Origin of the sequence: Micromonospora sp. C81, from assembly GCF_018070425.1 — a bacterium.
GTDB lineage: Bacteria > Actinomycetota > Actinomycetes > Mycobacteriales > Micromonosporaceae > Micromonospora > Micromonospora zamorensis.
The window spans coordinates 148646-171512 of the sequence record NZ_JAGPXS010000010.1; the positions used below are offsets into that span (position 1 = coordinate 148646).

Consider the following 22867-nt stretch of genomic DNA (forward strand, 5'->3'; position numbering starts at 1 on the left):
GTCGGCTGGTGTCAGGAGACCGCGCAGGATGCGCCGTTGAGGGTGACCGCGCTGGGCTTGGCGGTGTTACCGGAGTGCGTGGCCTGGAAGCCGATCGTCACCGACCCGTTGGCGGGGATGCCGGCGTTGTAGGTGACGTTCTTGGCAGTCACCTGCCCGGAGCTCGGGGAGTAGGAGGCGTTCCAACCTGAGGTGATGGTCTGCCCGGAGGGCAGGGTGAAGACCAGGGACCAGCCGTTGACGGCGGTGGTGCCGGTGTTGGTGACGGTGATGTTCTCGGTCAGGCCGGTGTTCCAGGCGTTGATGGCGACTGTCACACCGCAGGTGCCGGGAGCCGGCGGCGGTGTGGTCGGAGGGGGGGTGGTCGGGGGCGGGGTGGTCGGGGGTGGCGTCGTCGGGGGCGGCGTCGTCGGGTTGGTCAGGCCGAAGAACTGGATGGCGGACGCGGCCATGCCGCTGGAGGGCAGGCTGTGCCCGGCGCCCTGGATGCTGTACGCCTCGACCTGGACGGTGCCGCTGGTGTCGGCGTACCTCCGCCGGTTCCAGTTGGCCTGGGGAGTGTCGGTGGAGGTCGGTGTCTGGCTCAGCCCGAACACGTTGGTCCACTGCTCGATCGTCTCGGTCAACAACGAGTACGGCACGAGGGTGTCGTTGGTGCCGTGCCACAGCTGCACGCGCGGGCGGGGGCCGGAATAGCCGGGGTACGCCTGGCGCACCGCGTCACCCCACTGCTGCGGGGTCCGGTTCATGGCACCGCCGGTGCACTGACTGCTGGTGGGTGGGAAGTCCGCCGCGTTGGCGAAGCAGTTGTACGGCACCCCCATGAACGCCGCGCCGGCCTTGAACAGGTCGGGATAGAGGGCGAGCATGTGGTTGGTCATCATGCCGCCGGACGAGCTGCCGGTGGCGTAGACGCGGTCCGGGTCGGCGGCGTACTGCTGTTGGACGTGCCGGACCATCGAGACGATCGACACCGGGTCGCTGCCACCGCCGCGGCGCTTGGCAGCGTCCGACCAGACGTCGAAGCAGTTGCCGAAGCCGGCCTGCTGGGTCGCGGACGGGTAGATCACGATGAACCCGTACCGGTCGGCGAGGCTGGCGAACTCGCTGCCGGAGTAGAAGCCGGGGCCCGACCCGCCGCAGCCGTGCATGGCCACCACGGTGGCCGGCCTGGCCGGGCGGTTGTCCGGCACGTAGACGTGCATGCGCATCCGGCCCGGGTTGTCGCCGAAGCTGGTCACCTCGGTCAGCGACGCCGCGTACGCGGGTCGGATCGCGGGGACCACCAGGCCGGCAGCCACCAGTGTCATGGCGAGGGCGAGCAGCAGTTTCCTTCTGGTTCTCAACGAACGACTCCTTCGGTTGCCTGTGCAGGCTGGGACTGGCTGCGCGGTCCGCTGGCGGGGACGCCCGGCTCCCGCGGGTGATCGCGCGATGCCCGCTGTCTGTGACTCGCCCTGCCCGGCTCCGGACGGCATCGTGTGGCAATTAGTGTCCCCCGAGGACCCACAAGTGTCAATCGAAGCTTCTCTATCGAGGGCGGCTACCGCAGCCCGGCTCGGCGGCGGTCCGTCTACAGTCGTCACACCGTCCCTGAGGAGCACGGAGCGCCTGTGGCAAGCCCGTTCGACATCGACGAGATATATCCGGACGACGGAGACCAGCCACTCCGACTGCCCCGGCGGCAGGTGGGCAACTCACCCCAGGGCGTCGCGGTGACCCTGCTGGCGGACTACACGCTGCGGACCAGGGCTGCCCTCCCGTCCGCCGCCATCGTGGAGCTGCTCGCCGAGACCGGCGTGACCACGGCCGGGGCGCGTACCGCGATCAGCCGGCTGGCCCGTCGTGGCGTCCTGGAGGGCAGTCGGCTGGGGCGGCGCAGTTCCTACCGGCTCAGCCGGGCGGCCGCCGCCAACCTCTCCGCCGGCGGCCACTGGATCATCACCTCCACCACGGCCGCGGCACTGTGGGACGGGTGCTGGACGGTCGTCGCCTTCTCGCTGCCCCAGGGCCTGAGCACGCAGCGACGGGCCCTGCGCGCCCAGCTCCGCTGGCTCGGATACGCGCCGTTGTACGACGGGTTGTGGATCTCGCCCCGCGAACTGACCGCTCCCGCTCGGGCCCAGCTCGACCAGCTCACCCACGGTGCTGTCACGGTGTTTCGCGGACGGCAGGTCGCGCTCGACTCGACCGGTCACCGTGCCCCGATCGAGGCCTGGGACGTCGAGGCGATCAGTCGCAGCTACGAGGAGTTCCTCCGGCGCTGGACGCCACTGTTGCCCCCGGTGGCGTCCGGGGCGGTCGACGGAGCCGCCGCTGTGCGGGCCCGTACCGAGATCATGGACACCTTCCGCCGTTTTCCCGTTCTCGACCCGCAACTGCCCGTGGAACTCCTTCCGGACGGATGGCTCAGGCGGCCGGCCCGCGAGTTGTTCGCGGCCGTCTACGACGGCCTCGCCGCACCCGCCGAACGACACGTACGGGCGGTCGTCGCCCGTTTCACCGATGCCGCCCAGCCCGGCATCGAGGCGCACACCACTGCCGACATCCTCGCCGGACTGCGGGTCGACGCGGGCCCGGCGCAGCCGGCCCCGGGCGGCCCGGCCACCGGTTGCCCGTAACCGCGAGAAGTCGACGGTCGTCTTCGGCTGACGACTGTGAGCGATAACAGCGTCGCCGTACGGCAGCACCCCGGCGGCGCGGCGCTGCGGCTCGTCCGCCTGGTCGCGTGGCTGCTGAGCACGGCTGCTGCGGGCCCGTTGGTACCGGGCGAAACGCGGCGTTCCGGGAGATGGGCGTGAACGGCTCGTTACGTCTTGACGAACGACATGTTATCGCTCACTCTCGATATAGAGGCCGATCGTTGTGGTGGCTCACCGGGCGAGCCGCACGGGTCGTACCTCCGATCGCGACGTCCCCAGGGCATGCGGACGTCACCTCGGGACCCGGCAGGTGCCGGCAGTCCTCTCGGACCGGGCGCGCCGACGCCTGGTGGCCAGGATGGCCGGCTCGGCCATCTGTCCCGAGTGAAGTGGCACATCACCACCACCGATGCAACCACTGAAAAGGAACGACATGAAGCCCATGAGAAAGATGCTGGCGGCAGCGACCCTCGCCGTCGCCCTCACCACCGGTATGACCGTGGCGCTGAATCCCGCAGCCGCCGCTGGCACGACCTTGAAGGCCGCGGCGGCGGAGAAGGGCCGCTATTTCGGTGCGGCCGTCGCGACGGGCAAGCTCTCCACCAGTGCGTACACGACCATCCTGAACCGTGAGTTCAACAGTGTCGTGGCCGAGAACGAGATGAAGTGGGACGCCACCGAGCCGCAGCAGGGTCAGTTCAACTATGGCGGTGGTGATCGGTTGGTCAGTCATGCGCAGGCCAACGGGATGAGCGTGCGGGGTCATGCGTTGTTGTGGTATCAGCAGCAGCCGGGCTGGGCGCAGGGGATGTCGGGTAGCGCGTTGCGGAACGCGGCGATCAACCATGTGACGCAGGTGGCGACGCATTTCCGGGGCAAGATCCATTCGTGGGATGTGGTGAACGAGGCGTTCGCCGACGGTGGCAGTGGTGGGCGTCGTGATTCGAACCTGCAGCGCACCGGTAACGACTGGATCGAGGCGGCGTTCCGGGCGGCGCGGGCGGCGGATCCGGGTGCGAAGTTGTGTTACAACGACTACAACACCGATGGGATCAACGCGAAGTCGACGGGCATCTACAACATGGTGCGGGACTTCAAGTCCCGTGGGGTGCCGATCGATTGTGTGGGTTTCCAGTCGCACCTGGGCACGTCGTTGGCCGGTGACTACCAGGCCAACCTGCAGCGTTTCGCCGACCTCGGTGTGGACGTGCAGATCACCGAGCTGGACGTGATGACCGGCGGCAACCAGGCCAACATCTACGGCTCGGTCACCCGCGCCTGCCTGGCCGTCTCGCGCTGCACCGGCATCACCACCTGGGGCGTGCGCGACTGTGACTCGTGGCGGGGTTCGGACAACGCCCTGCTGTTCGACTGCAACGGCAACAAGAAGGCCGCGTACACGGCCGTCCTGGACGCGCTCAACTCCGGCTCGACCCCGCCGACCACGCCTCCGCCGGGCTCCGGGGTGGACACCAGTGCCTGGTACGTCCTGCTGAATCGCAACAGCGGCAAGGCCCTGGACGTGTACGCCAACGCGACCACTGACGGGGCGCGAATCAGCCAGTGGACGCGCAACAACGGCGTGAACCAGCAGTGGCAGTTCGTCGACTCGGGCGGCGGCTACTACCGGCTGAAGTCGCGGAACTCCAGCAAGGTGCTCGACGTCTACAACTTTTCCACCGCCGACGGCGCGGCGATCGTGCAGTGGAGCGACGGCAACGGCACCAACCAGCAGTTCCGGCTCGCCCAGTCATCCGATGGCTACGTGCGTGTGATCAACCGCAACAGCGGCAAGGCCGTCGAGGTGCAGGGCGCGTCCACCGCCGACGGCGGCAACATCGTCCAGTACGCCGACTGGGGTGGCAGCAACCAGCAGTGGCAGCTGGTCCGCATCGGATAGTGACCGCAACGCCGTAGGTGACAGGGATGGCGGCCCGCCCGGAGGGCGGGCCGCCGCAATCCTCCTCGTCGAGGTGCCGCACGCGCGGCCTCCGGTCGCCGCCTGCCGCATCTCGCCCGCACCCATCCCCCCAGACGTGCTGACGCCACCACCAGACGTCGGCACGCACGCCAGGGCACCCGCGTGCGTTCTGCTCGTGGATGACCCCGATCGAAGGAGTGGACCATGAAGGCCATCGGTGAGGCTCGTCCCGCCTCTCCACGGAGACGTCGCTGGCGGTCAGGCTTGGCCGCAGCGGCGGCCGCGGTCATGGCGGCCAGCACGCTCGTCGCGGTCAACGCGGCCCCCGCCTCTGCGGCGACCGTGGACACCAACGCCTGGTACGTCCTGGTCAATCGCAACAGCGGCAAGGCGTTGGACCTGTACGGCTCGGCCACCAACGACGGCGCACGGATCAGCCAGTGGACCCGGAACAACGGCGCGAACCAGCAATGGCAGTTCGTGGACTCCGGGGGAGGCTTCTACCGGCTGAAGTCCCGGCACTCGGGCAAGGTCCTCGACGTCAGCAACTTCTCGACCGCCGACGGCGGAGCGATCGTGCAGTGGTCCGACCTCAACGGGACCAACCAGCAGTTCCGGCTGGCCGACTCCGACGGCGGCCATGTGCGGCTGATCAGCCGGCACAGCGGCAAGGCCGTCGAGGTGCAGGGAGCGTCCACCGCCGACGGTGGCAACATCGTGCAGTACGCCGACTGGGGTGGCGCCAACCAGCAGTGGCAACTCGTCCCCACGGACAGCGGCAACCCGCCGCCGACGGGCGGCAGCGGGTGCGGCAAGGCGCCGACGCTCTCCAGTGGCACGCACACGATCCAGACCAACGGCAAGAGCCGCACCTTCATCCTGCGGGTGCCCGCGAACTACAACAACAGCAACCCGTACCGGCTGATCTTCGCGTTCCACTGGCGAGGCGGCACCATGCAGGAGATCTCCTCCGGCGGCACGAGCGGGACCCCGTGGTCCTACTACGGGCAGCAGGAGCAGTCGAACAACAGCGCGATCCTGGTCGCGCCCCAGGGGTTCGGCAACGGTTGGGGCAACGCCGGCGGTGAGGACATCACCTTCGTCGATGACATGATCACCCGGATCGAGAGCAGCCTCTGCGTCAACCCGAGGCAGCGCTTCGCCCTCGGCTTCAGCTGGGGCGGCGGCATGAGCTACGCCATCGCCTGCGCGCGGCCCACCGTCTTCCGGGCCGTCGCGGTCATCTCCGGCGGGCAGATCAGTGGCTGCAGCGGCGGCACGCAGCCCATCGCGTACTTCGGATTGCACGGCATCTCGGACAACGTCCTGAGCATCTCCCAGGGGCGGTCGTTGCGGGACACGTTCGTCCGCAACAACGGGTGCACCGCGCAGAACCCGCCCGAGCCGGGCGCGGGCAGCCGCACCCACATCACGACCACCTACTCGGGCTGCCGGTCCGGATACCCGGTGCAGTGGGCGGCGTACGACAACGGTCACATGCCCGGTCCGGTCGACGGCACCTACGCCGAGAGCGGCATCACGACCTGGACCAAGGGTGAGATCTGGAGGTTCTTCGCGCAGTTCTCCTGATCCCGGTCGCCGGCGAGGCCGGCGCTGACATCGGCGGTGGCGCCTGCTCCGAGATCGCGGGAGCAGGCGCTGCCGCCCTCAGCGTTGGAGCTGCGCCCTTCAGCGCTGAAGACGTACCGGCTTGCCCGAGCCGCTGCGGCGGACCAGCCAGGCCTCGGTGATGTGGGTGAACATCGCCTGGGCGGCGCCCTCGGAGTCGTGGGCGGCGATGCGCTCGTAGATGCGTCGGTGGCCCTTGTTGGATGCCACGCACAGCGAGCGTTCGGTGCGGCCCATGTAGCGGGCGGTGTTGATGACCTGGCTTTCCAGTGCCCGCACGACGCCGCGGGCGATGCGGTTCCCGGATGCCTGCATGATCGTGTCGTGGAAGGCCCGGTCATGGTCGTGGTACGTGACGTGGTCGTCGACGAGCTCGTCCATCCGGTCCACCATGGCGCGCAGCCGGTCGACGGTCTCGGCGTCGGCGAGGCGGGCGGCCACGTTCGCCATGTCGGACTCCAGCACCCGCCGGGTGACGACGAGGTCGTCGAGAATGGCGAGGCTGTCGTCCTCGGCGATGGTGGCCGCGAGGACGAGCTCGTCGAGCATGTCCCAGTGTGACGGTGGGGTGACCATGGTGCCGGCACCCTGGCGGACCTGCACCAACCCCTTCTCCTGAAGGATCTTGACGGCTTCCCGGACGACGGTCCGGCTCACGGAGAAGGTGTCGCAGAGGACCGGTTCGGGTGGCAGGGACGTCCCGGACGGGTGGACGCCACGGACGATGCGCTGCACGAGTTCGGCGGTGACCGCCCTGGCGAGGTTGGTCGGTCGACGCACCCACTCCGGGGTCCCCGGATTGTTCAGGGCTGTCTCCTGCGCTGGCGTCATGTCCCCCTCCGAATGGCTCGCCGTGGCACGACGTCGACATCAGTCTACGGCCGACTATTGACGTCACACGTCATACGAGTTACTTTCCGATCAACAATGGCATGGCGGCCCGCCCGTCGGCCACCCCACGTTCAGAGGTGACAACTGATGAGACAGCGCGCAATGTGGTCGGCCGTCCTCGTTGTGGGACTGGCCTTGGCCGGCTGTGGCAGTGCCAGCGATTCGGGCAAGTCCAGCGGCGGCTCGGACGACAAGTTGGTGGTGTGGGACTGGAAGTCCGGCGAGCCGTTCGCGAAGTCGTACCTGGACAAGGCGAAGGCCGACTTCAAGAAGAAGCACGCCAACGTCACTGTCGAGTTCGTCGCGCAGCCCTTCGACCAGTACTACACGCTGCTCGGTGCGGCCATCCAGTCCGGCAAGGGCCCGGACGTCATGCTGTTCAACGGCGGTGGCCAGATCCGCGACCGGGTGGACGCGCTGGTGCCGCTCGACGACTACGTGGCCGAGGACAAGCAGCGGTTGGCCGGCTGGGAGGCGTTCGCCAAGGACGGCAAGACCTACGCCGCACCGGTGACGCTGCAGGGTTACCCCATCTACTACAACAAGGCGGTCTACCAGAAGGCGAACCTCGACCCGGCGAGCCCGGCCACCACGTGGGACAAGTTCGTCGCCGACTGCGCCGCCATCGCCAAGGCCGGCTCCAAGTGCTTCGCCCTCGGCAACAAGGAGGGCGTCGGCATCCAGTTCTGGCTCTCCAGCATGGGCTCGACCACCCTCACCGCCGCGGAGTACGACGCCTGGATCACCGGCAAGCGCGACTGGAACTCGGCAAACGTCAAGCGGGTCTTCCAACTCTGGAAGGAGACCGGTGAGAAGAAGATGAACAGCGACGGGGCCAACTCGACCGCTATGTTCAACGACTCCTTCGCACTCTTCCAGTCCGGCAAGGCCGCGCACGTCATGGGCCTGATGTCGGACGTGGGGCACTGGCAGGACTTCAACGAGTTCCTCACCCCGGAGAAGCTCGGCGTCATGAAGGCCCCGGTCGTCACCGCCGGCACCACCCCGAGCCTCCCGTACGACGGTGGCATCGGCTACGCGGTCGCCAAGTGGACGAAGGACCCGAAGGTGGCCGCCGACCTGGTGCGCTCCCTGAGTTCGGCCGACGCGCTGAAGGCGTTCTACGCCGACGCCGGCGCGATCGCCGCCGACACCACCATCGACGTGTCGCAGGGCGGGCCGGCGGTCTCCACGATCGTCAACGAGCTGAAGAGTGGCAAGCCCGCGCTGCACGTCGCGCTCTCCTCGAAGACGCTCGACCTGATGGGCCGCCTCTCCCAGCAACTGCTCAGCGGTTCGATCACCGTCGACGAGGTGGTGAAGCAGTTGGCCGCTTCCGACCAGGCGGGCTGACCTCGTGCCAATCGGAAACACGCAACCGTCGGTCCGTCTGGCTCCGGCCGGACGGGCCGGCGGGGCGGCGGGCACCCCCGCCGCGCACCGGGGTGGCGTACGCCCCCGTCCCGACCGGGGCGGGCTGCGCGCGGAACGCTTCGCCCCCTACATCCTGGTCGCCCCAGCCGTCCTGATCATCGTGCTGCTGCGGCTCTACCCGCTGATCCTCGGGGTCAACTTCTCCTTCACCGGCGACGGTGCGCAGAACGGGACGGCTGTCGGTTTCGGCAACTATCGGGAGCTCTTCGCCGACCCGCTGTTCCAGACCGCGCTGAAGAACGTCGGGCTGCTGGTGCTGCTGCTGCCGGTGGCGGTGGCGATCCCCGGTCTGCTCGCGACGTTCATCTACCTGCGGGTGCCCGGTCACCGCTTCTACCGCAGCGTCTACTTCTTTCCCGCGGTGCTCTCACCGGTCATCGTCGGTGCGATCTTCAACCTGCTGCTCGCCTTCGACGGCCCCCTCAACGCCGTCCTCTCCTCGGTCGGTGTCGATCCGATCGACTGGCTCGGTGACCCGGGCATCGCGATGTTCATGGTGGTCGGCGTGCACATCTGGGCCACCTTCGGCATGGCCTTGGTGGTGTTCCTCGCCGGGTTCGCCACGCTGGACCCCGCGCTGCTGGACGCCGCCCGCGTGGACGGGGCGTCGCTGCGCCAGGTGGTCTGGCACGTGATCGTCCCGAGCCTCTCGCGCACCATCCAGTTCGTCTTCGTGACCACGATGATCGGGATGCTGACCTCGATGTTCGGGCTGCTCTACGTCATGACCAGCGGCGGGCCGGAGGGGTCGACGTACCTGCCGGAGTTCTACATCTGGAAGCAGCAGGGCCAGATGAACCGTCCCGCTCTCGCGTCGGCCGCGTCGACGATCCTCTTCATGATCATGCTCGTGGTGGGGCTGTTGCAGATCAAGCTGCTCGAACGATCCGGAAAGGAGGATTGATGTCTCGCCTCCGCCTGGGCTGGTGGCTGATCGCCATCCCCATGTCGTTGCTCGCCCTGGCGACGATCTACCCCCTGCTGTTCACCGCCAACGTCGCGATGAAGACGCGCCGTGACTACATCCTCGACCGGTTCTCCCTGACCGACGCTCTGCGTTGGGAGAACATCAGCACGGCGTGGAACAGCGTCGGGATGGGCCGCTACTTCGTCAACTCGCTGTTCGTGGTGACGGCGTCGGTGCTCCTGCTGCTGCTGCTCGGGTCGATGGCCGGCTTCGCCCTGAGCCAGTTGCGGTTCCGTGGCTCGTCGGCGTTGTTCCTGGGCTGCCTCGCGGGGCTCTTCATCCCGTTCCAGGTGATCATGGTGCCGCTCGCCCGGATCATGGCCGACACCGCGCTCATCGACACGTACCCGGGCCTGATCCTGGTCTACGTGGCCCAGTTCCTGCCCTTCACCGTCTTCCTGATGACGAGCTACTACAAGGGCATCCCGTCGGAGATCGTCGACGCGGCCCGGATCGACGGCAACACCGTGTACGGCGTGTACCGCCGGATCATGCTGCCCCTGGGCACCCCGGCGCTGCTGTCGGTCGGCATCCTCAACGCCCTGTTCTGCTGGAACGACGTCCTCATGGCACTGGTGATGATGCCGTCGGCCGAACACCGGACGCTGATGATCGGGGTGACCTCGCTGCGCGGGCAGTACTCCGACAACATCCCCACCTTCGCCTCCGGGGTGCTGATCGCCGCGATACCCGTCCTGTTGGTCTACCTGTTCCTCCAGCGCCAAATTGCCGACGGTGTAGCCGCCGGTTCCACGAAGGGTTGACATGCGCATCACGGGATATCGGACGCTCACCACGGTCCAGGAATGGGGGCGGCCGGTCGGCGATGCCAACGGCGTCTTCGCCGACGGGGTGGTCCCGGTCTCGATCGTCGTCGTCGACACCGACGAGGGCATCTCGGGCGTCGGCCTCGGGCCGCACGTCGAGATCGAACGGGTCTTCGCCGCCATCGAGGGCGAGGACCCGCGCGCGGTGACGACCCTCTACGACCGCATGTTGCGGCACACGTTCAAGGCGGGCCACGCGGGCCCGGTGTTCGGCACCATCGGCGCTCTCGACACCGCACTCTGGGACATCAAGGCGCAGGCCGCCGGTGAGCCGTTGTGGCGGCTGCTGGGCGGACGTGACCGGCGCGTTCCCGCCTACGCGTCCGGCCTGGACATCGGGCTGACCGACGACGAGCTCGTCTCCGAGTACGAGGTCTACGCCAGCCACGGCCTGCGGGCCGCCAAGCTCAAGGGTGGCCTCGACATCGAGCGCGACCGGCACCGGCTCTGCCTGGTCCGGGACGTCCTGACCGAGGCCGGCCACGGCCGGCGGCCGGGTCTGATGCTCGACGTGAACGAGGCATGGACCCGCAAACAGGCCGTTCGGCACGTCTGCGAACTCGAACGCAGCCTGGACCTCATCTGGATCGAGGAGCCCGTCCGACGCTGGGACGCCGAGGGCAACGCCGCGGTGAGCAGAGGAGTGCGCGCGTCGGTCGCCACCGGGGAAAACCTCACCGGGCTCGAACAGTACCGCCCGCTGATCGCCGCCGGCGCGGTCGACGTCGTCCAGATGGCCGCCGTCTGGGGGGTCACCCACTTCCTGCGGGCGTCCGCCCTGGCACACGCCCACGACCTGCCGGTCAGCCCGATCGGCAACAGCCCGATCGGGCTGCTGCACGCCGCGACCTCGGTGCCGAACCATCTGACCAGCGAGCTGCAGGACCTGCACCGACCGGTCGGGGTCTCCATCGACCTGCACGTCGAGGACGGTGCCTTCGTCCTCGGCGACTCACCCGGGCTGGGTGTCCGGGTCGACGAGGAGCTAATCCGTGCCGCCAACCGCCGCCCGCAGCCGCAGACGGCCGACAGCCCCAACGTCCGGCCGGAGCGCGCCGGCCGTCGGCTGCTGGCCGGGGTCGACGGCATCGTCCCCGGCCGCCAGGTGCCCGTCGTGTCGCTGAACTCGCACAACGACGTGGCACCCACCGCGCGGCACTGAGCTGACCACCACATCAAAGGGAGCGTGGGTGCACCGCCACGGCGGTGCACCCATGACCATGCCGGTCGGCACGACCGACGTACCGACCGTCGAGACGGAGGATCGATGAAGGCAGTCGTCTACCGGGGGGCGCGTCACCTCGGAATCGAAGAACGCGAACCGGTGCCACCCGGTCGCGGCCAGGTGCGGATCGAGGTGGCCTACACCGGAATCTGCGGCACGGACCTGCACATCTATCACGGGGACATGGACGCCCGGGTCGGTGACTCCGCGATCATCGGCCACGAGATGTCCGGGCGGATCGCGGCCCTCGGCGAGGACGTCGACGGCTGGAGCGTCGGCCAGCCCGTCACCGTGATGCCGACCCGGCCGTGCGGGCAGTGCGCCGCCTGCGAGCGCGGCAACTCCCACGTCTGCCACGCCATGAACTTCCTCGGCATCGACTCACCGGGCGCCATGCAGTCCTCCTGGAACGTGCCGGTGGAGCTGGTCCTGCCGCTGCCCGAGGAGTTGCCGCTCGACCACGCGGCGCTCGTCGAGCCGGTCGCGGTCGCCGTGCACGACGTCCGGCGGGGGAACGTGACCGCCGACGACCAGGTGGTCGTGGTCGGCGGTGGACCGGTAGGTGTCCTCATCGCCACCGTCGCGCTGAGCCGCGGCGCACGGGTGCTCCTCGTCGAGCCGGACCCGTTCCGCCGCGAGGTGGCGGGCGGGATCGGGATCGAGGCCGTCGACCCGGGATCGACCGATGTCGTGGCACTGGTCAACGACCGCACCGACGGCGCGGGCGCCGACATCGCCTTCGAGGTGTCCGGCTCCGCGGCCGGCGTCACCACGGCGGTCGACGTCCTCACCACCCGGGGTCGGCTGGTGATGGTGGCGATCCACCCCAAGCCTCGCGAGGTGAACCTGCACCGGTTCTTCTGGCGCGAGCTGGAACTCCTGGGTGCCCGGCTCTACCAGCGCGACGACATGGTGGAGGCGATCCGGTTGGTCGCCTCGGGCGCGATCCCGGCGCGACAGCTCATCTCCCGTGTCGAACCGGTCCAGGCGGCCGCCGACGCCTTCACGGCCCTGGAAGGTGGCGGCGTCATGAAGGTGCTGCTCGACCTGCGGGAGGGCGACCAGTGAGCGCCCTGTTCGACCTGTCCGGACGGACCGCCGTCGTGACCGGGGCACGGCGCGGCATCGGCCTCGCCATGGCCGAGGCCCTGGCCCTGGCCGGTGCCGACATCGTCGGGGTCTCCGCCCAGCTCGAAGCGACCGGCAGCGAGGTGGAACGCCGGGTGCGGGCAGCAGGCCGCGGGTTCACCGCGCTGCGGGCCGACCTCGGCGACCGCGCGGCCGTGCACCGGCTGGCCCGGGACATCACCGCTCTCGGGCCGATCGACATCCTGGTGAACAACGGCGGCACGATCGCCCGTACTCCGGCCGCGGAGCACCCGGACGAGATGTGGGACCACGTGATCGAGGTGAACCTCAGCAGCCAGTTCGTCCTGAGCCGGGAGATCGGCCGGACGATGGTCGAGCGGGGCCGAGGAAAGATCATCTTCACGGCGTCGCTGCTGAGTTTCCAGGGTGGCATCACCGTCCCCGGCTACGCCGCGTCCAAGTCGGGGGTGGCCGGTCTGACCAAGGCGCTGGCGAACGAGTGGGCGGCCCACGGGGTGAACGTCAACGCCATCGCCCCCGGCTACATCGCCACCGACAACACCCAGGCGCTGCGCGACGACCCCGACCGTGCCCCGGCGATCCTCACCCGGATCCCGGCGGGTCGGTGGGGCCGGGCCGACGACCTCGGTGGCGCCGCGGTGTTCCTGGCGTCGGCGGCATCCGACTACGTCAACGGAATCGTCCTGCCCGTCGACGGCGGCTGGCTGGGCCGATGACGGGCGCAGAGGTGCCCGGACGAGCCGGGATCGTCGACGCGCACCACCACCTCTGGGTCCGCGCACGGCACCCCCAGCCGTGGATCGACCCGGTGACCATGGCGGCCATCGACGCCGACTTCGAACCCGCGGATCTCGCGCCGGTGGCCCGGGCCGCCGGGGTCACCGCGACCGTGGTGGTGCAGTCCATCGCCTCGGAGGCGGAGACGGTGGACCTGCTGGCTGTCGCGGCCGGGGACACCCTCGTCCGTGGTGTCGTCGGCTGGGTGGACCTGACCGCCGACGACGTCGCCCAGCGCCTCGGACGCCTGCGGGCCGCACCGGGCGGGGAACGCCTCGTCGGCATCCGCCACCTCGTACAGAGCGAGACCGACCCGGCGTACCTGGACCGCCCGGACGTCCGCCGGGGGATCGCGGCGGTCGGCGCGGCCGGCCTGGTCTTCGACCTGCTGGTCCGCCAACACCAGCTGCCCATGGCCGCACGCCTGGCGCACGACCTGCCGGAGGTGCGCTTCGTGCTCGACCATCTGGGCAAGCCCGCGTTGGGCCGTCCGGAGATGACCGAGTGGACTCGCGGTCTGCGGGCGTTGGCGGCCTCGCCGAACACGACGGCGAAGCTCTCCGGTCTGGTGACGGAAGTGGAGCGGTCGCCCTGGACGACGGAAGACCTCCGACCGGCCGTCGAGGGCGCGCTCGACACGTTCGGACCGGACCGACTGATGTACGGCTCGGACTGGCCGGTATGTCTGCTCGCCAGCTCGTACCCGCGATGGGTCGAGGCGCTGGCGGAGTTGCTGGGCGACCACGACGAGGCCGACCAGGCGCTGCTCTGGGGGGACACGGCGCGGCGCGTCTATCGGTTGGAGGCGTCGTGAGGGTGCGAGCACTGCCGCGTCGCCCGGAGGTGCGTCTCACCGAGCTGGGCTTCGGTGCGGCCCAGGGTGGCAACCTGTACCGGGCCACGACGGACGAGGAGTTCGCGTCGGCGGTCGACACCGCGTGGAAGGCGGGCGTCCGGTACTACGACACCGCGCCGCACTACGGGCTCGGTCTGTCCGAGCGCCGACTCGGCGCCGCGTTGCGGCACCGCCCGCGCGACGAGTACGTCGTGTCGACGAAGGTCGGGCGACTGCTGGTGCCGTCGCCGCAGGACGCCCACCTGCGGGACTCCGACGGGTTCGATGTCCCCGCGAGCCACCGGCGGGTGTGGGACTTCAGCCGCGACGGCGTCCTTCGCTCGATCGAGGCCAGCCTGGATCGCACCGGGCTGGACCGGATCGACATCGTCTACCTCCACGACCCGGACGACCACTGGGAGTGGGCCGCCGATGAAGCCGTGCCGGCCCTGGTCGAGCTGCGTGACCAGGGCGTGGTGGGTGCCATCGGCGCCGGCATGAACCAGTCGGAGATGCTGGCCCGGTTCGTGCGGGAAGCCGACGTCGACGTGATGATGTGCGCCGGGCGGTACACCCTGCTGGAGCAGGGCGCGGCCGATGACCTGATGCCCGCCGCCCAGAGTCGCGGGGTGGGCGTGGTCATCGCAGGTGTCTACAACTCGGGGCTGCTGTCGCGGGACCGGCCGCCGGCTGACGCGGTCTACAACTACCAGCAGGCCCCGGCAGAGTTGATCGAGCGGGCGCGGCGGATCGCGACGGTCTGCGAGACGTACGGCGTCACCCTGTCGCAGGCGGCACTTGCCTTCGTCCGCCGGCATCCGGCGGTGGTGTCGACGGTGGTCGGTGTGCGCAACACCTCCCAGGTCGCCGAGGCGGTGCGACGCTCGGAGGCCGTCGTGGCGGAGGAACTCTGGGACGCGTTGGCGGCGGCGGGGCTGCTCGCCACGGCGCACTAGGGCGACGCTCTCTCCCTCTCAGCCTGACGACGACGTCCCGGCCGGAACCGGCTCCGCTCATCGGATACCGGTCCCGACCGGGACGTCATTCGCTACGGCGACAGCCGCGGGTCACACCGCCGTGAACCGCCACTGCTGGTTGGCCGCACTGTGGCAGGTCCACTGCAACAGTCGGGCGCCGTCGGTGGTGGCGGCGCCGTTGACGTCCACGCACAGCCCGCTCAGCACGCTGCGCACCGTGTAGACCCCGGAGGTTCCCGTCGCGGTCGCGGTGAACTTCTGCTGGTTGCCGTTGTTGCAGGTGGCCTGCTGGAGGAAGGCACCCGCCGCCGTGGAGCTGCCGACCACCTCGACGCACTTGCCGCTGTGCACGGCCTTGAGGTAGACCGCACCGCTACCGGCGTCGACGGCCTGCCACTTCTGGTTGTTGCCCCCGGTGGCCGCCCACTGGGTGATCTGAGCGCCGTCGGCGGTGGAGACACCGCTGACGTCCATCAGCTTGCCGCTGTGCTGGGCCGTGACCGTCCAGGTCTTCCCCGCCACGCCACCGCCGGTTCCGGGTGTTCCGACGCCGTTGCCGCCGAAGGTGTGCGAGTCCAGATCGAACGAGTTGTTGCTGTTCTTGAACACCATGTAGAGCGTCTGTGTCCCGCTGAGCGCGGCGACGCTCACCGGAGTCGTGGACTGGTAGTTGTCCCAGCCGCCCGTACTGGGCACCGTGGTGGTGGCCAGCAGGGTGCCGGTCGGCGAGCCGGCGCGCAGCTCGATCGTGCCGCCACCGGACGGCGACGACACCCGGTAGCTGACCGTCGAGATGCCCGACAGGCTCATCGGGCTGAACGCGATCCAGTCGTTGGTGGAGATGTCACCGACGCGCTTGGTGCTCTCCGCAGCCGCCTGGTCGACGACCCGGATGCCGGACTGGCTGCTGAAGTACTCGGACTGCTTGTGCTTCGGTTGGAGGATGGCCTGCGCGGTGCCGGTGAGCGGTGCCGCGCCCCCCGCGCCACCGCTGTCGGTGTAGCGCGCGTTCAGCACGTAGAACAGGTTGGCGCCGTCCGGATGACCACCGAGCAGGTCGGTGGAGATGGTGCCCGAGCAGCCCGGGTACTCGGTGGTCTCGTGCGCGTGGTCGTCGTGACCGAGCGCGGGGTTGAGGACCACCTTCGAGCAGTCGACAGTGCCGCCGTCCGGGTCGGTCACGGTGATCTGGTACGACACCTTGTCACCGAAGGTGAGCATGCCGCCGTTGGATGGTGTGGTGATGGTGACCACCGGGGCGCTGTTGCCGACGGTGATCTGGACGTTGGCGAAGCCCGTCTTACCGGTGTTGTCGGTGACCTTCAACTGCGCTGTGTAGTTGCCGTTGGCGGTGTACACCTTCGACGGATTCGCGGCCGTGGAGCTGGTGCCGTCGCCGAACGTCCACTGGTAGCTCAGCGTGTTGCCGGGGTCCGGGTCGGCCGTGCCCGCGCTGCTGAACTGGACGGTGAGCGGGGCGGTGCCACTGGTGGGCGTGCCGGTGGCCTTGGCGATCGGCGATCGGCCGCCCTGGATGTAGTCGACCCGGTAGAGCCCGGAGTCGCTGTTGCCGCCACCGAAGTTGGTGCCCCACTCCAGCAGGTAGAGCGAGCCGTCCTTGCCGAACTCCATGTCCATCGGCTTGTTGAACCGGGCCGTGGGCAGGAACGGGTTGGTGCGGGTCACCGCCGAGGCGGAGTCGAAGTGCACCTCCTTGATGTAGCTGCGCGACCACTCGTAGAAGAAGTGGACGCCGTCGTAGTAGGGCGGGAACTTCGTCGCGGACGGGTTCGCGGGGTCGTACCGGTAGACCGGCCCGCCCATCGGCGCGGAGCCGCCGGAGCCGAGCTCCGGGAAGGTCGGCGAGGTGCCGTAGCCGTACCACATGTTGGGTGCGACGACCGGCTTCAGGCTGGTCAGGCCGGTGTTGTTGGGGGAGTTGTTGACCGGTGCCGAGCAGTTGAACTTCGAGCCGACGACGCCGGTGTCCGGGTTGAACGGCGCGTAGGGCTGGTTGTCGCCGTGGCAGAACGGCCACCCGTAGTTGCCGGGCGTCTTGATCACGTTGAGCTCGACCAGGCCCTCGGGGCCGCGGTTGGTGGTGGGCGGGTTGCGGTCCGGCCCGTAGTCGGCCAGGTAGACCCAGCCGTTGGCGGGGTCGATCGAGAAGCGGAACGGGTTGCGGAAGCCCATCGCGTAGATTTCCGGCTTGGTCTGCGCGGTGCCCTGCGGGTACAGGTTGCCGGTCGGGATGGTGTAGCTGCCGCTGGCACCGGGGCGGATGCGCAGCAGCTTGCCACGCAGGTCGTTGGTGTTGCCGGCGGTCCTGGCGGCGTCGAGGTTGGACTTGCCCGACCGCCAGTCCAGCGGGGCATAGCCCTGCCAGTTGGGGTCGAGGTTCGGCGGCGTGTCGTCGCCGGTGCCGATGTAGAGGTTGCCGTCCGGACCGAACTCGATGTACCCGCCGGTGTGGCCGGGCTCCGGGAACGTCCGGTCACGGTAGGCCGGGATGTCGATGATCGTCACACCGCTGGACATGTTCAACGTGTCGCCGGAGAGCGTGTAACGGGAGACGCGGTTGACGTCGGTCGTGCTGCTCGCCGGCGAGTGGTACAGGTACACGTACCCGTTGGTGGCGAAGTTGGGGTCCAGCGCCATGCCGGTGAGACCGTCCTCGCCGCCGGTGTAGACGCTCAGCGTGCCGGCGGTGACAGTGCTGTTGGTGGAGGGCTTGAAGATCTTCAGTTGCCCGCCGCGTTGGGCGTAGAGCACCCGCCCGTCGGGGGCCACTGCCATCGCCATCGGGTCGACGGTGTTGTCGTCGAGGGTGCGCTTCTCGAAGTTGCCCCAGACGGTGCCGCCGCAGTCGCCGGCGACGCTGCCGGCGGCCCACCGGACGCCACCGAGGACGTGGTTGCGGAAGTTCGTCTCGCTGTACGAGGCGATCGCGTGGCCCATCGCGGTGGCCCACACCCGCCCACCACCGGCGTTGCGGCACCAGGAGATCGGGTGGTCCGGGCCCATCGCCCGGGACCCCGGGTTGTACGTGCGCTCGTCGGCGGTCACCAGGACGTGCACGTTGCCGCGCGGGTTGGTGTCGAAGTTGTACCACTCCTCGCTGCGGTTCCAGCGATCCGGCAGACCGGCCGTCGACGGGTGCTGCTTGTCGGCGACGATGGCGGTGCCGGGCAGCACGCCCGGGGAGTGTTCGGGCATGTGGGCGCCGCCGTTGATGGTCTGGTCCCACCACGGGTACTCCGACTCGATGCCCATGTCGGTGGCGTTGTGGACGCCGACGATGCCCTTGCCGCTGGCGAGGTAGCCCTCCACCGCCTGGCGCTGCGCCGCCGAGGTCCAGACCATGCCGGAGGTCTGGAACATGATGATGACGTCGAAGGTCGCCAGGTTGCTGGCGGTGAAGACGCTGGAGTCCTCGGTCGCCACCAGCTCGAAGTTGTTCGCCGCCGCCTGCTGCTGGAACATGGCGATTCCGGCGGGGATCGAGTCGTGCCGGTAGCCGGCGGTCTTGGTGAACAGCAGGGCGCGGAAGGCCGGGGCCGCCGATGCGGGTGGGGCGAGTCCGAGCGACAGTAACAGGCCGGCGATCACCGCGATGATCAATGTATTGCGACGCATGCCGTCTCCTAGGTTGTGCGGTGGTGGGGGTGCGATCACGGGCCCTACGGTGCGTCAGGTTCTGCCTGGACGCCTGGGCGGGCACGAGCGCGCGCTGGGCTGTCCTCGTGCCGTTCGCCGAAACGGCAGTCAGACCGGCAGGACGTCACACAGCGTGATGATGGCCGTGGTTGTCGTCCCGTGGCCCACGAGGTCAGGATGAGCTAGAGATCGATGGGTGTCAATCAGCGAGGGTAACATCCGATGTCCTGCCCGGTGGACGACGGCCGTGAGCGGCTCCCTGGCTGCGGTGCCACTGTCGATCATGGACCGGCCTGGGAGTCGGCCTAGATCGAGGATTGCGGACCCGCATCCAAACATCTATCTTCATACGTGTGATGTTTCGCGGATGTCAAGAGAATGTTTGCAACACGCGAACGTAAGCCGCCTCCGTTCCTACGAAAGTTTGATGTCCAGCGCTTCAAAGTCGCCGTAGTGTGGCATTGAACGCTGTCGATAACTACTGTCTGTGAGGGCACTCGGGATGTCAGACTCGCGGCCGGTGCCGCTGCTCACCCTTCGGGGTATCGGCAAGTCCTTCCTCGGAGTACGCGTTCTCGGCGAAGTCGACCTCGATGTGGCGCCAGGCGAGGTCCACGCCGTCGTCGGTGAGAACGGCGCAGGGAAGTCGACCCTCATGAAGATCGTCTCGGGCGGATACTCGCCGGACGAGGGCACTGTCGAGTTCGCCGGGGAACCCCGGGTGTTCCGTGGCCCGCGAGACGCGCAACAGGCCGGCGTCGGCATCATCCACCAGGAGTTCAACCTGCTCCCGGAGCGCACCGTCGCCGAGAACGTCTACCTCGGCCACGAGCCGGTCCGCCGCGGGTTGGTCGACCGCCGGGCGATGCTCGACCGCACCACGCGGCTGCTCGCCTCGATCGGGGAGACCACGTTGCCGGCGGACGCCCGGGTGGGGCAGCTCGGTGTCGCGCAGCAGCAGGTCGTCGAGATCGCCAAGGCGCTCGCCCTGGACGCGCGGCTGCTCATCATGGACGAGCCGACCGCCTCGCTGGCGGACCACGAGGTCGAGCTGCTCTACGGGTTGGTGCGCCGACTCCAGGAGAGGGGCATCGGCCTGCTGTACGTCTCGCACCGGCTCGCCGAGGTCTTCGACCTGTCCAGTCGGATCACCGTCCTGAAGGACGGCCGTCGGGTGACCACAGTGGACACGGCGGACACCACCGCCGACCAGTTGGTGCGGCACATGGTCGGCCGCGAGCTCTCCAGCTACTACCCCGACCGGGCCAGCCCCGACGACCTGGGCCCGGTGCGGGTCACCGTCCGCGACGCGGGAAACCGGAAGCTGCGCGGCGTCAACCTCGAGTTGCGTGCCGGCGAGGTGCTCGGGGTCGGCGGCCTGCAGGGCTCCGGGCGTTCGGCGCTCGCCCGCGCGCTCTTCGGGGTGTCGCCGTTCACGACCGGCGAGGTCACGCTCGACGGCAGGCCGGTGCGGCTGCGCTCGCCACGCACCGCGATGCGGGCCGGCATCGCCTACGTCACCGAGGACCGCAAGGGCGAGGGGATCGTCCCCCGACAGTCGGTCCTCGACAACACGCTGCTCGCCAGCCGGGCCGTGTTCGCGATCCGCTCCGGCCACGCCGCCCGCACCGTCCGCGCCCGCGAGCTGCTCGCCGCCGTGGAGGTTCGTGGCGCCGGCGACGACCAGGAGATCCGCTTTCTGTCCGGGGGCAACCAGCAGAAGGTCGTGCTGGCCCGATGGCTCGCGCTCAACCCGCGGATCCTGCTCTTCGACGAGCCGACCCGGGGCATCGACGTGGGCGCGAAGTCCGCCATCCACGATCTCGTCCGCCGTCTCGCCCGCGACGGCGCGGCCGTGTTGATGATCTCGTCCGACCTGCCGGAGCTGCTGGGGATGAGTGACCGGATCGTCGTCCTGCGCGACGGCCGCATCGTGGGCGAGTTGCCCGCCGGCGCGTCCGAGGAGGACGTCGTCGCGTTGGCGGTCGGGACCGCGCGGGAGGCAGCTGCATGAGCGCCCTGTCGCTCCTTCCGGCCCGCCGTCCCGTACCGGGCGTCTTCGTGGCCCTGACCCTCACCCTCGCGATCGGCTGGCTGGTCGTCCTCGTCGACGGCGGTCAGCTGTTCAACCAGTCCACGACGGTGAGTCTGCTGCACGTCGCCGCCGGCCTCGGACTCGTCGCCGTCGGACAGACCCTGGTCATCCTGGGTGGCTCGCTCGACCTGTCGGTGGCGTACGTGATCAGCCTCAGCACCCTCGTCGCGGCCGAGACGATGAACGGCAGCGACGGCGCGTTGGTGCCGGCGATCGGCCTGGCGCTCGCCGTCAGCGCCGGTGTCGGGCTGCTCAACGGGCTCCTCGTCACCAAGTTCCGGGTCAACGCGTTCATCGCGACCCTCGGCGTCGGGCTGCTGCTCAAGGGTTACCTCGACAACGGCTACGACGGCCCGGCCGGCACGACCTCGCCCACGCTCGTGCAGTCTCTCGGCTACCAGCGCGTCGGCCCGGTGCCACTGTCGTTCCTGTTGCTGATCGCCGTGACGGCGGCGGCCTGGTTCGCGCTCTCGCGGACCCGCTTCGGCCATCACCTGGTCGCCGTCGGCGGCGACCCGGAGGTGGCCCGGCTCTCGGGTGTCCGCAACGACCGGATCCTGGTCACCGCCCATGTGCTCTGCTCGATGTGTGCCGGCCTCGCCGGTATCTACCTGGCCAGTCGGCTCGGTTCGGGCGCTCCCCGGGTGGGCACCGAAGGTCTCTACGACCTGGAGTCGATCGCCGCCGTGGTGATCGGCGGGACCGCCCTCGCCGGCGGGCGCGGCGGTGTCATCGGCACCGTCGGTGGGGTGCTGCTGCTCGCCAGCATCGACGCCATCTTCAACCAGCTCGAGGTGGATGCCTTCTTCAAGCAGGTGATCCGGGGCGTCATCATCATCGCCGCGGTCGCCGTCTACGCCCGCAGGGCCATGCGAAAGGCGGCCTGACCGTGCAGACCGTCCAGCCCCGTTCGCTGCCGCTGCGTCTGCCGCAGGTGCGCCCCGGTGGTGTCCTGCCGATCCTCGCGATCCTCGCGGTGCTGCTGGTGCTCGTCGGCATCCGGCAGCCCGACTTCCTGTCCCCGCCGTCGCTGATGTCCTTCCTCGGTCGTTCGGCGCCGATCATCCTGCTCGCCGCCGGTCAGTACTTCGTGATCGTCTCCGGTGAGTTCGACCTCTCGGTCGGTTCCCTGGTCACGGCGCAGGTGGTCGTCGCCGCCCGGCTGATCGACGGAGACCCGGCGCGTACCTGGCCGGTGGTGCTGCTCCTGCTCGCCTTCGGAGCGCTCGTCGGGCTGGTCAACGGCCTCATCACCACCCGGCTGCGGGTGCCGTCGTTCATCACCACCCTGGGCATGTTCCTGATCCTGGTCGGGGCGGTCTACCTGTGGTCCGACGGCGCACCGAAGGGTGGGCTCTCCGAGGAGTTCCGGCGGTTCGGCCGGCGCGCCTTCGAGGACGTGCCGGTGCTCGGCCGCATGCCGTACGCGCTGCTGGTCCTGTTGGTCCTGGCGGTGGTGGCCGTGCTGCTGATGCGGTCCGACTTCGGCCGGACGCTGGTCGCCGTCGGCGACAACCCGCGCACCGCCGAGTTGAGCGGCGTACGCGTGTGGCGTACCCGGACCATCGCCTTCATCCTCAGCGGGCTCGCGGCGGCCGTGGCGGCGATCCTGCTGGGCGGCTACAGCGGCGTCTCGTTCCAGGCCGGAGCGGGCCTGGAGTTCGGTGCCATCACCGCGGTCGTCCTCGGTGGCGTCGCTCTGGGCGGGGGCCGCGGCGCGGTCGTCGGCGCGATGCTCGGGGCGCTGACCCTCGAACTGCTCTTCGCCCTCATGAATTTCTACGGCGTCTCCGGCGCCCTCAGGTCGGCCGTCCAGGGCGGGATCATCCTGCTCGCCGTGGCGGTCTCCGCAACTCGTTCTTCGTCGAGATAAAGGGGAA

The 22867-nt window shown here is 69.3% G+C and carries 17 protein-coding genes; 14 read left to right on the forward strand and 3 right to left on the reverse strand.

Going from position 1 to position 22867, the window contains the following annotated elements:
* Positions 1 to 11 precede the first annotated feature (11 nt).
* A complete protein-coding gene (locus KBX46_RS18420; RefSeq protein ID WP_210793404.1) occupies positions 12 to 1346 on the reverse strand; it encodes a PHB depolymerase family esterase in 1335 nt (444 codons plus the stop codon).
* 267 nt (positions 1347 to 1613) lie between these two features.
* On the opposite strand from KBX46_RS18420, the gene KBX46_RS18425 reads away from it, so the two are divergent.
* From KBX46_RS18425 to KBX46_RS18435, 3 genes are all read left to right on the forward strand, one after another.
* Positions 1614 to 2621: a PaaX family transcriptional regulator C-terminal domain-containing protein gene (locus tag KBX46_RS18425; protein WP_210793405.1), complete on the forward strand. Its 1008-nt coding sequence runs from the start codon at positions 1614 to 1616 to the stop codon at positions 2619 to 2621.
* Between the two features lie 454 nt (positions 2622 to 3075).
* Positions 3076 to 4542: an endo-1,4-beta-xylanase gene (locus KBX46_RS18430; protein ID WP_088947068.1), complete on the forward strand. Its 1467-nt coding sequence runs from the start codon at positions 3076 to 3078 to the stop codon at positions 4540 to 4542.
* A 225-nt stretch (positions 4543 to 4767) separates the two neighbouring features.
* Positions 4768 to 6153: an RICIN domain-containing protein gene (locus KBX46_RS18435; RefSeq protein WP_210793406.1), complete on the forward strand. Its 1386-nt coding sequence runs from the start codon at positions 4768 to 4770 to the stop codon at positions 6151 to 6153.
* A gap of 99 nt (positions 6154 to 6252) precedes the next feature.
* On the opposite strand, the gene KBX46_RS18440 is transcribed toward KBX46_RS18435, so the two are convergent.
* Positions 6253 to 7023: a FadR/GntR family transcriptional regulator gene (locus KBX46_RS18440; protein WP_088947070.1), complete on the reverse strand. Its 771-nt coding sequence runs from the start codon at positions 7021 to 7023 to the stop codon at positions 6253 to 6255.
* 147 nt (positions 7024 to 7170) lie between these two features.
* On the opposite strand from KBX46_RS18440, the gene KBX46_RS18445 reads away from it, so the two are divergent.
* The 8 genes from KBX46_RS18445 to KBX46_RS18480 all read left to right on the forward strand — a co-directional run bounded on the left by KBX46_RS18445 (position 7171) and on the right by KBX46_RS18480 (position 15214).
* Positions 7171 to 8436, forward strand: a complete 1266-nt coding sequence (locus tag KBX46_RS18445) for an ABC transporter substrate-binding protein (RefSeq protein WP_210793407.1) — start codon at positions 7171 to 7173, stop codon at positions 8434 to 8436.
* Between the two features lie 4 nt (positions 8437 to 8440).
* Positions 8441 to 9421: a carbohydrate ABC transporter permease gene (locus KBX46_RS18450; RefSeq protein WP_172861986.1), complete on the forward strand. Its 981-nt coding sequence runs from the start codon at positions 8441 to 8443 to the stop codon at positions 9419 to 9421.
* On the forward strand, positions 9421 to 10248 hold the full coding sequence (locus tag KBX46_RS18455; RefSeq protein WP_088947072.1) for a carbohydrate ABC transporter permease: 828 nt from the start codon (positions 9421 to 9423) through the stop codon (positions 10246 to 10248). Before KBX46_RS18450 ends, KBX46_RS18455 begins: the two co-directional genes overlap by 1 nt.
* Position 10249: 1 nt before the next feature.
* A complete protein-coding gene (locus KBX46_RS18460; protein WP_099851741.1) occupies positions 10250 to 11473 on the forward strand; it encodes a mandelate racemase/muconate lactonizing enzyme family protein in 1224 nt (407 codons plus the stop codon).
* Between the two features lie 105 nt (positions 11474 to 11578).
* Positions 11579 to 12604: a zinc-binding dehydrogenase gene (locus tag KBX46_RS18465; RefSeq protein WP_210793408.1), complete on the forward strand. Its 1026-nt coding sequence runs from the start codon at positions 11579 to 11581 to the stop codon at positions 12602 to 12604.
* Positions 12601 to 13362 (forward strand): SDR family NAD(P)-dependent oxidoreductase, encoded by a 762-nt coding sequence (locus tag KBX46_RS18470; RefSeq protein WP_210793409.1) that lies wholly within the window; start codon positions 12601 to 12603, stop codon positions 13360 to 13362. Before KBX46_RS18465 ends, KBX46_RS18470 begins: the two co-directional genes overlap by 4 nt.
* Entirely contained in the window at positions 13359 to 14237 is an 879-nt protein-coding gene (locus KBX46_RS18475) for an amidohydrolase (RefSeq protein WP_210793410.1), read from the forward strand. Before KBX46_RS18470 ends, KBX46_RS18475 begins: the two co-directional genes overlap by 4 nt.
* Positions 14234 to 15214 carry an aldo/keto reductase gene (locus KBX46_RS18480; protein ID WP_308159586.1) on the forward strand — a complete coding sequence of 327 codons (981 nt, stop codon included), beginning with the start codon at positions 14234 to 14236 and terminating at the stop codon, positions 15212 to 15214. The genes KBX46_RS18475 and KBX46_RS18480 overlap by 4 nt, the downstream gene beginning before the upstream one ends.
* A 111-nt stretch (positions 15215 to 15325) precedes the next feature.
* On the opposite strand, the gene KBX46_RS18485 is transcribed toward KBX46_RS18480, so the two are convergent.
* Positions 15326 to 18871: a ThuA domain-containing protein gene (locus KBX46_RS18485; protein WP_210793412.1), complete on the reverse strand. Its 3546-nt coding sequence runs from the start codon at positions 18869 to 18871 to the stop codon at positions 15326 to 15328.
* Positions 18872 to 19394: 523 nt separating this feature from the next.
* Between KBX46_RS18485 and KBX46_RS18490 the strand changes: the two genes are divergently transcribed.
* Genes KBX46_RS18490 through KBX46_RS18500 form a run of 3 tightly spaced genes read left to right on the forward strand, consistent with a single transcriptional unit; the run spans position 19395 to position 22860 of the window.
* A complete protein-coding gene (locus KBX46_RS18490) occupies positions 19395 to 20906 on the forward strand; it encodes a sugar ABC transporter ATP-binding protein (protein ID WP_210793413.1) in 1512 nt (503 codons plus the stop codon).
* Entirely contained in the window at positions 20903 to 21874 is a 972-nt protein-coding gene (locus tag KBX46_RS18495; protein ID WP_088947080.1) for an ABC transporter permease, read from the forward strand. Before KBX46_RS18490 ends, KBX46_RS18495 begins: the two co-directional genes overlap by 4 nt.
* Before the next feature lie 2 nt (positions 21875 to 21876).
* A complete protein-coding gene (locus tag KBX46_RS18500; RefSeq protein WP_210793414.1) occupies positions 21877 to 22860 on the forward strand; it encodes an ABC transporter permease in 984 nt (327 codons plus the stop codon).
* Positions 22861 to 22867 lie beyond the last annotated feature (7 nt).